This is a genomic window from Brachybacterium sp. HMSC06H03 (assembly GCF_001807385.1).
Classification (GTDB): domain Bacteria; phylum Actinomycetota; class Actinomycetes; order Actinomycetales; family Dermabacteraceae; genus Brachybacterium; species Brachybacterium conglomeratum.
Genome location: NZ_KV788851.1, coordinates 52,812 through 66,639, shown reverse-complemented (window position 1 = coordinate 66,639; position 13,828 = coordinate 52,812). Strand labels below are relative to the sequence as shown.

Sequence of the window (13,828 nt, the reverse complement as noted above, 5' to 3'; positions counted from 1 at the left end):
GGCGGCTGCCGCGAGGCCCAGGAGCGTCGGCGCGTCGAGCCCGCCGCCGGGGGCGACGACGATCTCGGAGAGCTCGGGCTCGCCGCGGGTGAGGGTGCCGGTCTTGTCGAACAGCACGGTGTCCACGGTGCGCATGCCCTCGAGAGCGAGGCGGTCGGTGACGAGCACGCCGGCGCGGGCCGCACGCTCCGTGGCGAGCGAGACGACCAGCGGGATCGCCAGGCCCAGCGCGTGCGGGCAGGCGATGACCAGCACGGTCACGGTGCGGATGACGGCTTCGTCGGGCATGCCCAGCAGCGTCCAGACGAGCGCGGTGATGACGGCGGTGCCGAGCGCGAACCAGAACAGCCAGGCGGCGGCCCTGTCGGCGATGCGCTGGGCACGGGAGGAGGAGCTCTGCGCCTCGGAGACCAGGCGCTGGATGCCGGCGAGCGCCGTGCCCTCGCCGGTCTCGGTGACCTCGATGCGCAGGTTCGAGTCGGTCGCGACGGTGCCGGCGACCACGCGATCCCCGGCGGTGCGCGGGGCGGCCCGGGACTCGCCGGTGATCATCGACTCGTCGACGTCGGCGCGGCCCTCGACGACGGTGCCGTCGGCCGGGATCGAGGCGCCGGGGCGGACCAGCACGACATCGCCCTCGCGCAGCTCGGAGGGGGCGACGGTGACGATCTGGTCGCCCTCGATCCGCTCGGCCCCATCGGGCAGGAGCGCGGCGAGGGAGTCGAGGGCCGAGGAGGTGTGCGCGAGGGAGCGCATCTCGATCCAGTGCCCGAGCAGCATGATCACGATCAGCAGCGCGAGCTCCCACCAGAACTCGAGCTCGTGGTGGAGCAGGCCCAGGGTCGCGCCCCAGGAGGACAGGAACGCGACGGTGATGCCGAGGCTGATCAACAGCATCATCCCCGGCGCGCGGGAGCGGAGCTCCGAGAGTCCGCCGGTGAGGAACGGCCGCCCACCCCACACGTACATGACGGTGCCGAGCAGCGGCGCGACCCAGCGAAGGCCCGGCACGTCCGGGATCGTGTAGCCGATCAGGTCCGCGAACATCGGCGAGAGGCCGACGACAGGCACCGCGAGCACCAGCATGATCCAGAACATCCGACGGAACTGCGCGACGTGATCGCCGTGCCCGCCGCGACCCCCGTGCCCGGCGTGCATGTCGTGGCCGCCGTGATCGTGGTGAGCCCCGCTCCCGTGATGCCCGGCATCCATGTCGCGCCCGACGTGCGCGTCATGTCCATCGTGGCCCCCGCGGCCCTCGTGCTGGTGCGTTCTCCGATCGCCGCCCTCGCCGCCGAGAGCGACGTGGGAGTCCTGTCGTCCGTGCCCCTCGTGCTGTGTGCTCATACCGCGACCCTATACCCCTAGGGGGTATTGGCCAAGGGTGGCGGCCCGGCGTCACCCACCACTCCCCACCGAACGCCGACCGTCCGCCTCCGAACCGGGGAGTCGCCGAAGAAATCCACGTACATCACGTACATGAAGCACATGACGTACACGGAAGTCGCCACGAGCACCCCCATCCAGCGCCCCTCCAAATCATCGCCATACATCGATATGATCGCCGCATGGCGATGCCGATGGAATCCTCTCCCCCTCTCTTCGACGTGGACGAGTCCCAGGCCGCGCTCTTCCACGCGCTGGCCGAGCCGACCCGGCTCACGCTGCTCCAGCACCTCTCCACGGGCGAGCACCGGGTGCGGGATCTCGTCGACCACCTGCACCTGGCCCAGTCCACGGTCAGCAAGCACCTCGCCTGCCTGCGGGACTGCGGACTGATCCGCTCCCGCAGCGAGGGCCGCGCCTCCTGGTTCTCCCTGTCGGACGCGGAGCAGCTGCGCTCCCTGCTCGCCATGGCCGCGACGATGCTCTCCGGCGCGGGCGCGGCGCCGACGATCCACGAGCACCTGCACGACCCGCGCGTCGGCGGCGGTCCGGCCGACGAGGAGAGTCCGCGATGACCGCCTCGCACACCCACGGCCACGGCCACGGCCACAGCCACGCCTCCCCGACGACCGGCCGCACCCGCCTCGCGATCGCCTTCGGGCTGACGGCGCTGATCGTCCTCGCGCAGGCGGTCGGCAGCGTGGTCACGGGCTCCCTCGCCCTGCTCACCGACACCGCGCACGCGCTCGTGGACGCCTCCGGCCTGCTGGTCGCACTGATCGCGGCGACGATGCTGCTGCGTCCCGCGAGTCCCACCCGCACCTGGGGCTTCGCCCGGATCGAGGTGCTCGCGGCGCTGGCCCAGGCGACGCTGCTGATCGTCGTCGGCACCTACACCGCGATCGAGGGGCTGCGCCGCCTCGCCTCCCCGCCCGAGATCGCCTCGACGGAGCTGCTCGTCTTCGGCGCGGTCGGGCTCGCGGTGAACCTGGTGGCGATCCTCGTGCTCGTCGGCGGCAAGGACACGAGCCTGAACATGAAGGCGGCCTTCCTCGAGGTCGCGAACGACGCACTCGGCTCCCTCGGCGTGATCGTCGCGGCGCTCGTCATCCGGTACACCGGCTTCCAGCAGGCCGACGCGCTCGCAGGTCTGTTCATCGCGGCGCTGATCGTGCCGCGCGCGGTGCGGATCCTGCGCGACACCCTGCGGATCCTCATGGAGTACACCCCCGAGGGTGTGGACCTCGACGAGGTGCGCGAGCACCTGCTGGCCCTCGAGCACGTCCGGGACGTCCACGACCTGCACGCCTCCAACGTCGGCAGCAGCCTGCCGATCCTCTCCGCGCACGTGGTGGTGGCCGAGGAGTGCTTCGGCTCGTCGCATGCGATGGAGATCCTCGAGGAGGTCCACGAGTGCGTGCGCACCCACTTCCCCGTCGCCTTCGAGCACGCGACCATCCAGATGGAGAGCCCCCACGTGCACGCGCGTGAAACGGCCCGAATGCTGCACGTCTGAGCGCGGCGCCGCCGAGGAACACGGCCCGATCACCTCACAGAACAGACGCCGCGGGCCCTCCCCCTGCTTCCGCCGTCCCCAGCTGCTCCTCCGCCGTCGGCCTGCGCGTCGCGGTGGCGGGGCTGAGCACCGCCGCGAGGAGCGCGACCGCGAGGGGGACGACGAGCGCGCCGCGCAGACCGATCTCCTCGCCGAGGAACCCGAGCGTCGGCGGGCCGACGAGGAAGGCGAGATAGCCGATCACCGAGGCGAGGGCGACGCGCGCGGCGGGGTTCGGGCCGGAGTCCCCGGCGGCGGAGAGCGCGAGGGGGAAGCCGAGGGAGGCGCCGAGGCCCCAGAGCACGACGGCGCCGACGGCCACGACCTGGCTGTCCACGTAGGCGATGAGCGCGAGGCCGGTCGCGGCGAACAGGGCGCTGACCAGGAGCACGCGGGAGCGGCCGACGCGCTCCACGATCGGCCCGCCGGAGAAGCGGCCGATGGTCATCGAGGCCGCGAACAGGGCGAACACGAGCGAGCCCATGGTCGCGCCGAAGCCGTGCCCGTCGACCATGAGCAGCGGCAGCCAGTCGTTGGCGGTGCCCTCGGCGAGCGCCATGGCGAGCACGACCCCGCCGATGCACACCAGCCGCAGGTCCTTCCAGATCGCGGGCCGCGGCGTCGCCGCCTGCGCGGCGCGCTCGGCGGCGGTGACCCTCCCGGTCCCGGTCGGGATCGCGCCCATCGCCCAGAGCAGAAGCCCCGCGCCGACCACGGCGGTGGCGACGAGATGAGGCACCACCGGGAAGCCCGCGCCGTTGGCGAGCATGCCGAGCACCGCGCCGATCACGGTGCCGAGGCTGAAGCAGCCGTGCAGGGAGGGGAGGAAGGAGCGCCCGCCGAGCCTCTCGACCTCGGCGCCCTCGACGTTCATGGCGACCTCGCCGCCGCCCATGCCGCCGCCGAACAGCGCGAGGCCGAAGGCGGTGAGGAGCGGCTGTCCCATCGAGGCGCCGAGCGCGATCGTGGGCAGTGCGACGACCACCAGCGTCGACCCCGCGAGGACCACGGGACGGGTGCCGAGCCGCATCACGAGCGGTCCGGAGGAGAGGATCCCCAGCATCGACCCGATCGAGAGGCCGAAGAGCACCAGCCCCATCTGCGCAGTGGAGGCGTCCAGCAGGTCCCGCACCGCGGGCGTGCGGGTGACCCACGCGGACATGCTCAGGCCCGGCAGCAGGAACAGGGCGTAGAGCGCGAAGCGGCGTCGACGCAGGGAGATCGTGGGCGAGGAGGTCACGCGGACGAGCGTACGCAGGGGGAGACCGCAGGTCACGGGCTGTCCGTCGCATCGCCCCTGGTGGACTGTCGGCCCCCGGGCCTACGCTCTCCCCGAGCGCCCGGCATCGAGCCGGCGCCGACGCCGAGGAGGACGTCCGCCATGCCCGCTGCACTGCATCCCTACCTCAACTTCGGCGGCAACGCCCGCGAGGCGTTCGAGTTCTACGGCGAGGCCCTCGGGGCCACGCCCCAGTTCGCCACCTTCGGGGAGTTCCAGGCCGTTCCCGAGGGCGACCCCGCAGCCGACAAGATCATGCACGGCTCGCTCGAAATCACCGACCTGATCCGCCTCTACGCCTCGGACGTGGTCGAGGGGATGGGCGGGTACACCCGCGGCACCAACGTCACCCTCTCCCTGATGGGCGATGACGAGACGGTGCTGCGCAGCGCCTACGAGAAGCTGTCCGTGGGCGGCGAGATCACGATGCCGCTCGAGAAGCAGATGTGGGGCGATGTCTACGGCGCCTTCACCGACCGCTTCGGCATCGTGTGGCAGGTCAACATCTCCGGCAGCGAGGGCTGAGTGGTCTCCGACGACCTCCGGGCCCTGCTCGAGGCCGAACGCACCCGCACCCACGAGCGGATCGAGGCGCTCCGCCGCGACTACGCCGCGATCCTCGACGGGATGGCGCTGACCTCGACCGACGACGAGCACGACCCCGAGGGGCAGACCACCGCTGTGGACCGCTCCCGCACCGAGGCCCTGCTGGCCGGTGCCGAGCAGCACCTCGTCGATCTCGACGCCGCCGAGCAGCGGCTCGAGGACGGCAGCTACGGCATCTGCGAGGTGTGCGGGCGGCCGATCCCGCGCGCCCGCCTCGAGGTCCGGCCGACGGCGAGGACCTGCGTGGATCACGCCTCCTGACCGTAGGCTTCCCGTCATGACCGCTGCGACCGCCTCCTCGCCCGACGGCACGATCGTCGTCGTCGGCTCCGTGAACGTCGATCTCCTCGCGCAGGTGCAGCGCCACCCTCGGCCCGGGGAGACCCTGCACGGCACGGGCGGGCAGATGCTCCCCGGCGGCAAGGGCGCGAACCAGGCCGTCGCCGCCGCGCGCCTCGGCGCACGGGTCGCGATGGTGGGCGCCGTCGGCTCCGACGTCCAGGCCGAGGTGGCGCTGTCCGCGCTGCGCGAGGCCGGCGTCGACCTCGGCCATGTCGCGGAGATCGAGGGGCCGACGGGACTGGCGATCGTGACGGTCGCGGAGGACGGCGAGAACTCGATCGTCGTCATCGCGGGCGCGAACGACGCCATGGACGCCGCCCGAGTGCGGGCCGCGGCCGAGGTCATCTCCGCAGCGCGCATCGTCGTGTGCCAGGGGGAGATCCCGCGGGACGGCATCGAGGCGCTGCCCGCGCTGGTCGCGGGGAGGTTCCTCCACAACCCCGCACCGGTGATGGAGCTGGATCCGGCAGTGCTGCGCGCCTCGGACCCGCTGGTCGTGAACCAGCACGAGGCCGGGCTCGTCCTTGCCCAGCTCGCCCCCGGCCAGGAGGCCCCCGAGGATCCCGAGGCCGTCGTCGCCGCCCTGCGCGCGGCGGGGATCCCCTCGGCCGTCCTCACCCTCGGCGCCGGCGGCTCGCTGGTCGCCGACCAGGGCGGCGTGCGCCGCATCCCGCCCGCTCCGGTCGAGGCGGTGGACACCACCGGCTCCGGCGACGCCTTCATCGGCGCGCTCGCGCTCGGTCTCGCCCGCGGCGACGATCTCGCCACCGCCGCCCGCCTCGCCTCCCGCGTCGGCGCCTTCGCCGCGACCGGCGCGGGCGCCCAGCCGAGCTATCCCACCACCGCCGACGAGCTCCCGCCGCTGCACGAGGCCTGAGGCGACGCCCTCACGGCGGACGCCACGGAGCCGGAGCGGACGCGGGAGTATCCTGCGGCGGGGCGTGAGCCCGCGAGGTCGCGCCCCTGCGCCGAGCGGACCCGCCCGGCGGACCCCACCACGAAGGATCGCCCCCATGACTACTCCCCGCGTCACCGTCCAGCAGGCCTGGGATGCCCTCGCCGAGGGGAACGAGAGGTTCATGGCCGGGGAGCTGCGCCACCCGCAGCAGAACGCGGCCCGTCGCTCCGAGCTGACCGGGGCGCAGGCGCCGAACGCGGCGTTCCTGGGCTGCTCCGACTCGCGCGTCGCGGCGGAGATCCTCTTCGACTGCGGCCTGGGCGATCTCTTCGTGGTGCGCAACATCGGCCAGATCGCGAACGAGAACACGGTCGCGACCATGGAGTTCGCGGTCGCGGAGCTCGGCGTCGCCGTCATCGTGGTGCTCGCCCACGGCTCCTGCGGCGCGGTGAAGGCCGCGATCGACCAGACCACCGCGAACCCCAGCGAGGTCACCCCCGCGATCCGCAAGGAGCTCGAGGAGATCCGCCCGGCCGTGCAGCAGGAGTGGTTCGCGACCCAGCAGGTCAGCCCCTACGTCGAGCCGACGCTGATCGACGTGGACGCCGTGGGCCGTCGCCACCTCGACGAGACGGTCAACGCCCTCATGCGCCAGTCCACCGTCATCTCCGACGCGGTCGCCGAGGGCAGGCTCGGGATCGTCGGCTGCCAGTACCAGCTCGAGGAGGGCCGGGTCTCCCCGATCTCCTGGGTCGGTCAGCTCGACGTCGCGCGCTGAGCAGAGCGATCAGCGGCCGAGCTGCGCCTCGAGGTCGTCGGTGGTGACGTTCGCGCCCGAGGCCGGCTCGACCACGTCGGCGGCGAGCACCCTCGTCGCGGCGTCGCCCTCGGGATGTGCCTCGATCCGCACGAAGGCCCGTCGCACCCCGGGCTGCTCGCGGTAGGTCCGGGAGACGGTCCCCAGCACCGTGCGCAGGGACTGCTCGACGCCGGCCCGGTCCTCGCCCGCCAGCACGAGCACCCCGCCGATCGTGGTGCCGGCGTTGGTGGAGTCCTGGAACTGCACGAGCCCGCCGCGGTGCTCGGGCAGCGCCTCGACGGCGGTGCGCAGCGCGTCCTGCACGGCGCCGACGTCGCTGCGCCCGCCGAGCCCGCAGGCGGCGAGCAGGCTTCCCACGATCCCCACCAGCACTCCTCTGCGGCCGACGCCTCTCATCGGCCCATCATCCCCCACCGTCACCTCGCGACGCCTCAGTTCTCGCGGTGCACGCCCGAGCGGTAGTGCTGCACGTTCCCGGGGTCGCCGGTGAGGAAGGGGGCGAGGCTCGGGTCCTGGCTGTACTGGGAGAGCGCCGAGTCCGGGTCCTGCAGCTGGGTCTGGACGGAGTTCTGGTACTCGCCGCCGCTGTGGTTGGTCAGCGGGTTCCAGCTCGGGCTGTCGAGGGTGATGTTCGTGGCCCCGTCGCTTCCGCCGCCGCCCGGGCCCAGGGCGAGTCCGCCGAGGTCGATCCTGGGCACCGCGTCACCGCCGTGCTGGAGGTTCAGCTGGTTCACGGAGGAGGGGACCGAGTAGTTGTCCACCGGCGAGCCGTAGGTCATGACGTTGGTGAGGTTGTACTGCGAGGCGAAGTCCTCGTTCGCGGCGAGGCTCGAGGCGATCATGCCGCCCTGCGAGTGGCCGTTCAGCATCAGCGGGGTGTCGGGCGGGATGTTGTTCTGCGCATAGAGCTGCGCGATCGCGTCGGCCGTCGCCTGGGAGCCGGCGGACCAGCCGCCGGAGCCCGCCTGCAGCGCATTGCCGGTGAGGTCCATCGGGTTGTCCCCGGCGCTCAGCCCCCACTGCTCCGTGCCGGGGATGTTGACGATCACGCCGGTGGGCGGGTTGCCGACCACGCTCATCGAGACCTCGCCGGTCTCCTTGTCGCCGTAGGTCTGCTGGGTGTTCGCGATGATCTGGGAGAGGTCGCTCGGGGGCACGAGGCCGGAGTCCTCACCGGTGACGGGGACCGGCGCGTCCGCGTAGCCGGTGCCGTCGTCGGCGAGCTTCAGGTCGATCCCGGTGAGAGCCTCGATGGCAGCGCCGGTGCCGCGGATGAGCCCGGTCGCTCCGTCGACCAGCAGTTCCGTGACCCGCGGCCATTCGAAGTCCCGCACGGCGTCGATCGCGGTGCTGACCAGGTCCTTCCCGTCCTGGACGCGGTCCCCGAGCCAGTCCAGGCCCTCGCCGATCCGGTCGCCGGCCCAGTCCGCGCCGTCGGAGATGCGGTCGCCCAGCCAGTCCATGCCGTCGCCGACCACGTCGACGACGTCGCCGGCGGCGTCCCCCAGCCAGTCCATCATGTCGCCGAACCAGCCGCCGTCCTCGGAGGCGCGGTCCTGCTCCTCGACGTGCTGCTGCAGCTCGCGGGAGCGGTCCTCGAGCCCGGGCATCACGAGCGACTCGCCCTCGCGACGGGTGCTCCCCCACTGCTCGCGGAAGGCGTCGGCGTCCGGGCCGACCCAGGCGACCGACCGGACGCTGCCGTCGAGCTCGCCGAGCAGCCCCTCGAGGCGCTGCGCCGCCCGGGCGAGCGCCTCGGCATGTCCCGTGACCTGCTCGGTGTCCATGCCCTGGAAGCTCATCAGGCGGCCCTCGCCGCGGCGTGGGCGGTGACGTGGTCGAGCGCGCCGATCACCTTCGCGCACAGCGCGTCCGCGAGGGAGCCCGGGGCGGCCTCGCGCACCTCGGCGCCGTCCTCGCCGGGGACCAGCACGGCGAGCTGCTCGCCGTGCTGTCCGAGCGCGTACCAGGAGCCGCCGCCGACGGTGGTCTCCTCCGGGGTCGGGGAGGAGACGACGACCATCTGCACCTGCGCGATCGACGGGGCGTCGGCGAGGTGCTCCGGGGCGGGGGCGGGCTCCGCGTCGGTGAAGGCGGGGCGCTGCGGCACGAGGGCCCGCACGAGCGCGCCGAGGTGCTCGATGGTCGCCAGGCCCAGCAGCACGGCGTTGGAGCGTCGGCCGAGCCGCATCGTCGTCTCGTCGGCGCCGACCTCGTGCTCCTGGTCGATGACCAGCACGAATCGTCCGGCGATCCGCAGCGTGGTGGTCCAGCCGCGGTCGCCGTCGACGCAGACGAGCTCGGCGCCGACCGGCGAGCGCAGCCCGCTGCGCAGCAGCTGCTCCCAGTGCTGGTCGAGGACGAGCGCGTCCTCGTCGTCCGGGGAGTCGACGAGGAGCCCGGCGAGCTCGAGCTCGACGACCTGCTCCTCGGTGAGCTCAGGGGAGGGCTCCTCCTCGAGCGCGAGCTCACGCACCCGGGCGAAGGCCCCCTCGCTGATCCGCACCAGTCGCGAGGGCCCGGGCAGCGCGGTCACCCGCGGCCCCGCCCCTGGCGTCCTCACCTGCCCCGGCTCTTCCCGATTCCCCATGACCGTCCCCCTCGCCCGTCGTCACACCACTCCTCCGCGCACGCTAGGCGCGGCCGACGGGGGTGGGAATGGGGAGGACTCCCCATGGACAAGCGGCGGGCGAGCAGGCAGGCGACCGGCAGGAGTCCGACGCACCGGCCGCCCGCGCGGCGAGCGGTCCTTCAGCGGCCCGGCCGACGGCGCGCCAGCAGGCGGTCGACCGCCCGCCTCAGCCGTGCAGCACCGCCCGACGCCACCCGCGCGCGGAGCTGATCACCGCGATCTCCTCCGCCCTCTCCAGGTCGGAGGCAGTCAGCTCCCGCTCCACGAGCTCCCCGCCCTCGAGCGCGAGGCGTCGCCCCACCCCGTCGAGACAGCCGTCCTCGAGCGGCGGGGTGCACCAGGTGCCGTCCAGGCGCAGGGCGAGGCTCGCGATGGTGGTCTCGACCAGCCGGCCGTGAGCCCCGCGGAGGATGACGTCATCGGCCTCCGGGTGACGTCCACGCGCCGCGTCGAAGTGATCGCGCACCGTGGTCTTGTGCGCGCTGAGCCCGGCGGGGAAGACCGTCGGCACCGTGTCGACCGCGAGCCGCACCGGCTCCGGCGCGGGAGTGAGCGGGCGGGGCTCGGCGAAAACGCTCCCGTCGCGCCGCAGCCGCAGCCGCACCAGCTGCTCGCCCTCGAGTGCGGCGACCTGCCCGAGCGCGGCCTGCAGCGCCTCCTCGTCGATCCCGATCCCGAAGCGCTCGGCCGAGCCGCGCAGTCGCTCGAGATGGGTCTCGAGGTGCTGCGCACGGCCGTCCCTCACGGCGAAGGTCTCCAGCAGCGCGAAGGGCTCGCGCTGCCCCGTCGGCAGCACGGCGGCCTTGACCAGCAGCTCGTCGTACTCCCCGTCGGCCGTGGATCCCCAGGTCACGCCGCCGCCCGCGCCGTAGACGGCAGCACCGCCGGCTTCGTGGTCGATGACGACGGTGCGAATCGCGACGGAGAGGCTCGCCCGCGGGTGCTCCCCCTCGCGGCCCGGGGCGATGACGCCGATCGCGCCGCAGTACACGCCGCGCGGGGTGTCCTCGAGGCGGGTGATCAGCTCCATCGTGGAGAGCTTCGGGGCGCCGGTGATCGAGCCACAGGGGAACATCGCGCCGAGCACGCCCACGAGCCCGGTGCCGGGCAGGGGCCGGGAGCGCAGGCGGGAGACGAGCTGGAACAGGGTCGGGTACTCCTCGACGCCGAGCAGCTCGGTGACCTCGACGCTGCCGGGCTCGCTGATCCGGGCCATGTCGTTGCGCAGCAGGTCCACGATCATGACGTTCTCGGCGCGGTCCTTCTCCCCCGTCGCGAGCATCGCCCGCGCCGCCTCGTCCGTCGCGGGATCGCCGGTGCGCGGGGCAGTGCCCTTCATCGGCGCGGTCATGATCTCGTTCCCGTCCCAGGTCAGGAAGGTCTCGGGGCTCGCCGAGACGACCGTGTGGCGGCCGAGTTCGAGATAGGCGTGGTGGGCGCCGCGCTGACGGTGGGCGAGGTCGCCGTAGAGGCCGTAGGGGTCGCCGACGAGGCGCGAGCGGAGCCTGGTGGTGAGGTTCGTCTGGTAGGTGTCGCCCTCGGCGATCGCCGCCCGCACGGCCGCGATCGCCTCGGCGTGCTCGGCCCGGGTCCAGTCGGGCTGCCAGGCCTCGAGCGCGTACCCGCCCGCGGGGGTGAGCGGGGCGGGGTCGGGGTCCGGGGCCCCCGCGATCCCCGCCCACACCAGCGGCAGTCCGTCCTGCCCGGTGTGGACCTGTGCGTCGGGGTCGAGCCCGGCGGCGGCCTCGTAGGCGATCATCACCACTGCCCAGGCCCCGTCGGCGACGGCCTGCTCGATCTCGGCGAGCGCGAGCCGCACCTCCTCGGGCCGCTCCGCCCGGATCTCCCGCGCGAAGCGGCCGAACTGCAGCGTCGTGCCCGCGACGAGGTCGTCGAGCCGGGCACGCGGCGCGGGAGCGGAAGCGGAGGTCATCCCCGCATTCTGCCCGATCCGGGGCTCGTCGTCGTGGTGGTCCGAGGAGGCGGTGCCGATACGATCCGGTCATGGATCCCGCCACCCCCCGCACCGCCTATGTCGACGCGACCGCCGGGATCGCCGGCGACATGCTGCTGGCCGCGCTCGTCGACGCCGGCGCGGACCTCGCGCGCGTCCAGCAGGTGCTCGACGCCCTGGTCCCGGACTCAGTGCGCTTCGTCCGCACCGACGTGGACCGCGGCGGGCAGCGCGCGGTGAAGGTCGACGTGGAGGTGCTGGTCGACGACCCGCCGCACCGCACCTGGGCCTCGATCCGGGACCTGCTCGAAGAGGCGCGGGGCCGCGACGACGTCCCCGAGCGCACGATCGACCTGGCGCTGGCGGTCTTCGGCCGCCTCGCCGAGGCGGAGGGCGCGACCCACGGGGTCCCGGCCGACGAGGTCCACTTCCACGAGGTCGGGGCGCTGGACTCCCTGGCCGACGTGATCGGGGCCTGCGAGGCGTGGCGTCAGCTCGGCGTCGAGGAGGCGACGGGCAGCGTGCTCGCCGTCGGCTCGGGCCGGATCCGCGCCGCGCACGGCGACATCCCCGTCCCGGTCCCCGCGGTCGCCCGCCTCGCCCTCGGCTGGCCGACGGTCGCCGGCGAGATCCTCCCCCCGCGCGGGCACGCGCACTCCCACAGCCACGACCACGCGCACGACCATCCCCATTCCCACGACGCGGTCCCCGTCCCCGACTCGGACGCAGCGCTGCCCGCCCACGCCCAGGGCGGTCCGCACGAGCACGGCGGCCGGCGCGTCCCGGCCGGTGTCGCCCCCGGCATCGGCGAGCTCGCGACGCCCACCGGCGTCGCCCTCCTGCGCGGCCTCGCCGCGACTGCCGGCCCCCAGCCGATGATCGCCACCGAAGCGCTCGGCGTCGGCGCCGGCACCAAGGACACCCCGGGCCGCCCGAACGTCGTCCGGGTCCTCGTCGGCCGCCCGTTCACCCCCGAGCCGCACGCCGCCGGGCGGCCATCCCTCGCACTCCCGACGACCGCCCCCCGGTCCACGGCGCCGCGGGCGACCGATCCCGCCTCGACCGATCCCGGCTCGGCCGATCCCGCGGCATCAGACCTCGCCCCCGCCCCCAGCACCCTCGCCGCGAACGAGCTGCCCGCCGACGATCTCCCGCCCGACGCCCACGCCACCCCCACCTCCGCCCTCCAGCTCGAGGCGAACGTCGACGACCTCGACCCTCGTCTCTGGCCTCGCGTCCTCGAGGAGCTGCTGGACGCGGGCGCTCTGGACGCCTGGCTCGTCCCGATCTCGATGAAGCACGGCCGCCCTGCGGTGACCATCCACGCCCTGGTCCGCGAGGGCTCCGAAGGCCCCGCCGCGGCCCTGCTCATGGACCGCACCGGCACCCTCGGCGTGCGGATGCACCGGGTCGAGCGGATCGTCCGCACCCGCGAGTTCGCCGAGGTCGAGGTGCGCGGCCAGCGCATCGCCGTGAAGATCGCCCGCGACCAGGACGGCGCCGTCGTGCGTCGCGAGCCCGAGTTCCGCGACGTCGCCGCGGCGGCCCGCGTGCTCGGCATCAGCGAGCGCACCATGCTCGACCTCGCCAAGGAAGCCGCCGCGGGTCTCGCGACCAGCTGACACGGCCCGTGCCGACGCTCTCCCGGTCCCCACGGGACGACAACGGCACCGGCGACCGCAGCGACCAGCAGGGCTGCTGCAGAAAAGCACGTACATCACGTACATCACGTACGCCGATTTCTTCGACAACACCGCTGCTCGCTCCCGGCACCCCGTTCCGCCGTCGGTCACGACCAGCGGCCCTCGGGCCGCGCCCGGCCGATCACCTGGCCCGACTTCCCCCGTTCCACAGCGGCACCCCGACCCCCGCGAGATACTGGGAAGGGACCGACGCCGCTCCTGAGGAGGAGGACCCCATGCCCGCCCTGCCCGACGCGATCACCAAGGCCATGACCATGGCCCGCACCGCCGAGAACGGACGCCACGCGGAGGTCCTGGTGAGCGACGGTCCGCTGCGCCAGAGCGTCATCGCGCTGCGCCGCGGCGTGCGTCTGCCCGAGCACAACTCCCCGCCCGCCGCGTCGATCCAGGTGGTGCGCGGCAGCGTGCGCGTGACCGGTCAGGAGGAGGCGGAGCTGCGCGCCGGCGACCTCGACGCGCTCACCCACTTCCGCCACGCCGTCGAGGCGCTCGAGGACTGTGCCTTCCTGCTCACCACCGTCACCTCGCAGCCCAGCGGCGGCAGCCACGCCACCCGCACCGGCGAGATGCCGGTGATGAAGGACGAGGACCGAGCCTGACGGAGCGGTCTGACGGAGCAGGGCCCGACCGCGCCCGGCAACGCTCCTAGCCCA

General features: G+C 73.6%; 15 protein-coding genes. 9 read left to right on the top strand and 6 right to left on the bottom strand.

Going from position 1 to position 13,828, the window contains the following annotated elements:
- A partial coding sequence (locus HMPREF3159_RS11085; RefSeq protein ID WP_246821617.1) for an HAD-IC family P-type ATPase occupies positions 1 to 1,158 on the bottom strand: 1,158 nt, incomplete at its 3' end.
- On the opposite strand from HMPREF3159_RS11085, the gene HMPREF3159_RS11080 reads away from it, so the two are divergent.
- The 3 genes from HMPREF3159_RS11080 (at position 1,117) to HMPREF3159_RS11065 (ending at position 2,902) form a co-directional block, all read left to right on the top strand.
- Positions 1,117 to 1,368, top strand: coding sequence for a hypothetical protein (locus tag HMPREF3159_RS11080; RefSeq protein WP_070501077.1), 252 nt, complete (start codon positions 1,117 to 1,119; stop codon positions 1,366 to 1,368). The two genes, HMPREF3159_RS11085 and HMPREF3159_RS11080, sit on opposite strands and share 42 nt — an antisense overlap.
- Before the next feature lie 200 nt (positions 1,369 to 1,568).
- The gene (locus tag HMPREF3159_RS11070; RefSeq protein WP_070501075.1) at positions 1,569 to 1,961 is read left to right on the top strand and encodes an ArsR/SmtB family transcription factor; all 393 of its coding nucleotides are present in this window, start codon (positions 1,569 to 1,571) and stop codon (positions 1,959 to 1,961) included.
- Positions 1,958 to 2,902 (top strand): cation diffusion facilitator family transporter, encoded by a 945-nt coding sequence (locus HMPREF3159_RS11065; RefSeq protein ID WP_070501074.1) that lies wholly within the window; start codon positions 1,958 to 1,960, stop codon positions 2,900 to 2,902. Before HMPREF3159_RS11070 ends, HMPREF3159_RS11065 begins: the two co-directional genes overlap by 4 nt.
- A 34-nt stretch (positions 2,903 to 2,936) precedes the next feature.
- Here the strand turns inward: HMPREF3159_RS11065 and HMPREF3159_RS11060 are convergent, their stop codons facing one another.
- Entirely contained in the window at positions 2,937 to 4,181 is a 1,245-nt protein-coding gene (locus HMPREF3159_RS11060) for an MFS transporter (protein ID WP_070501080.1), read from the bottom strand.
- A gap of 141 nt (positions 4,182 to 4,322) precedes the next feature.
- Here HMPREF3159_RS11060 and HMPREF3159_RS11055 point away from each other — a divergent pair, with 141 nt between their 5' ends.
- The 4 genes from HMPREF3159_RS11055 (at position 4,323) to HMPREF3159_RS11040 (ending at position 6,844) form a co-directional block, all read left to right on the top strand.
- A complete protein-coding gene (locus HMPREF3159_RS11055) occupies positions 4,323 to 4,745 on the top strand; it encodes a VOC family protein (protein WP_070501073.1) in 423 nt (140 codons plus the stop codon).
- Positions 4,746 to 5,087, top strand: a complete 342-nt coding sequence (locus HMPREF3159_RS11050; RefSeq protein ID WP_070501072.1) for a TraR/DksA family transcriptional regulator — start codon at positions 4,746 to 4,748, stop codon at positions 5,085 to 5,087.
- A 16-nt stretch (positions 5,088 to 5,103) separates the two neighbouring features.
- Entirely contained in the window at positions 5,104 to 6,045 is a 942-nt protein-coding gene (locus HMPREF3159_RS11045; protein WP_070501071.1) for a ribokinase, read from the top strand.
- 136 nt (positions 6,046 to 6,181) lie between these two features.
- Positions 6,182 to 6,844: a carbonic anhydrase gene (locus tag HMPREF3159_RS11040; protein WP_053917169.1), complete on the top strand. Its 663-nt coding sequence runs from the start codon at positions 6,182 to 6,184 to the stop codon at positions 6,842 to 6,844.
- Positions 6,845 to 6,853: 9 nt separating this feature from the next.
- On the opposite strand, the gene HMPREF3159_RS11035 is transcribed toward HMPREF3159_RS11040, so the two are convergent.
- The 4 genes from HMPREF3159_RS11035 to HMPREF3159_RS11020 form a co-directional block, all read right to left on the bottom strand.
- Entirely contained in the window at positions 6,854 to 7,282 is a 429-nt protein-coding gene (locus tag HMPREF3159_RS11035) for a hypothetical protein (RefSeq protein WP_246821616.1), read from the bottom strand.
- 35 nt (positions 7,283 to 7,317) lie between these two features.
- Positions 7,318 to 8,688 carry a WXG100 family type VII secretion target gene (locus HMPREF3159_RS11030; protein ID WP_070501069.1) on the bottom strand — a complete coding sequence of 457 codons (1,371 nt, stop codon included), beginning with the start codon at positions 8,686 to 8,688 and terminating at the stop codon, positions 7,318 to 7,320.
- Positions 8,688 to 9,422: a hypothetical protein gene (locus HMPREF3159_RS11025; protein WP_070501068.1), complete on the bottom strand. Its 735-nt coding sequence runs from the start codon at positions 9,420 to 9,422 to the stop codon at positions 8,688 to 8,690. Before HMPREF3159_RS11025 ends, HMPREF3159_RS11030 begins: the two co-directional genes overlap by 1 nt.
- A gap of 262 nt (positions 9,423 to 9,684) precedes the next feature.
- Entirely contained in the window at positions 9,685 to 11,451 is a 1,767-nt protein-coding gene (locus HMPREF3159_RS11020; protein WP_070501067.1) for a bifunctional chorismate-binding protein/class IV aminotransferase, read from the bottom strand.
- A 71-nt stretch (positions 11,452 to 11,522) separates the two neighbouring features.
- On the opposite strand from HMPREF3159_RS11020, the gene HMPREF3159_RS11015 reads away from it, so the two are divergent.
- Together HMPREF3159_RS11015 and HMPREF3159_RS11010 are read left to right on the top strand one after the other, a co-directional pair.
- The gene (locus tag HMPREF3159_RS11015) at positions 11,523 to 13,094 is read left to right on the top strand and encodes a nickel pincer cofactor biosynthesis protein LarC (protein ID WP_070501066.1); all 1,572 of its coding nucleotides are present in this window, start codon (positions 11,523 to 11,525) and stop codon (positions 13,092 to 13,094) included.
- A gap of 296 nt (positions 13,095 to 13,390) precedes the next feature.
- Positions 13,391 to 13,774, top strand: a complete 384-nt coding sequence (locus tag HMPREF3159_RS11010) for a cupin domain-containing protein (protein ID WP_062946962.1) — start codon at positions 13,391 to 13,393, stop codon at positions 13,772 to 13,774.
- Positions 13,775 to 13,828 lie beyond the last annotated feature (54 nt).

Bases quoted from the DNA above. Each gene is read 5' to 3' on its own strand.
- HMPREF3159_RS11010 (WP_062946962.1), top strand. From the start codon at position 13,391: ATGCCCGCCCTGCCCGACGCGATCACCAAGGCCATGACCATGGCCCGC.
- HMPREF3159_RS11035 (WP_246821616.1), bottom strand. From the start codon at position 7,282: ATGAGAGGCGTCGGCCGCAGAGGAGTGCTGGTGGGGATCGTGGGAAGC.
- HMPREF3159_RS11055 (WP_070501073.1), top strand. From the start codon at position 4,323: ATGCCCGCTGCACTGCATCCCTACCTCAACTTCGGCGGCAACGCCCGC.
- HMPREF3159_RS11070 (WP_070501075.1), top strand. From the start codon at position 1,569: ATGGCGATGCCGATGGAATCCTCTCCCCCTCTCTTCGACGTGGACGAG.
- HMPREF3159_RS11015 (WP_070501066.1), top strand. From the start codon at position 11,523: ATGGATCCCGCCACCCCCCGCACCGCCTATGTCGACGCGACCGCCGGG.
- HMPREF3159_RS11045 (WP_070501071.1), top strand. From the start codon at position 5,104: ATGACCGCTGCGACCGCCTCCTCGCCCGACGGCACGATCGTCGTCGTC.
- HMPREF3159_RS11065 (WP_070501074.1), top strand. From the start codon at position 1,958: ATGACCGCCTCGCACACCCACGGCCACGGCCACGGCCACAGCCACGCC.
- HMPREF3159_RS11030 (WP_070501069.1), bottom strand. From the start codon at position 8,688: ATGAGCTTCCAGGGCATGGACACCGAGCAGGTCACGGGACATGCCGAG.
- HMPREF3159_RS11020 (WP_070501067.1), bottom strand. From the start codon at position 11,451: ATGACCTCCGCTTCCGCTCCCGCGCCGCGTGCCCGGCTCGACGACCTC.
- HMPREF3159_RS11040 (WP_053917169.1), top strand. From the start codon at position 6,182: ATGACTACTCCCCGCGTCACCGTCCAGCAGGCCTGGGATGCCCTCGCC.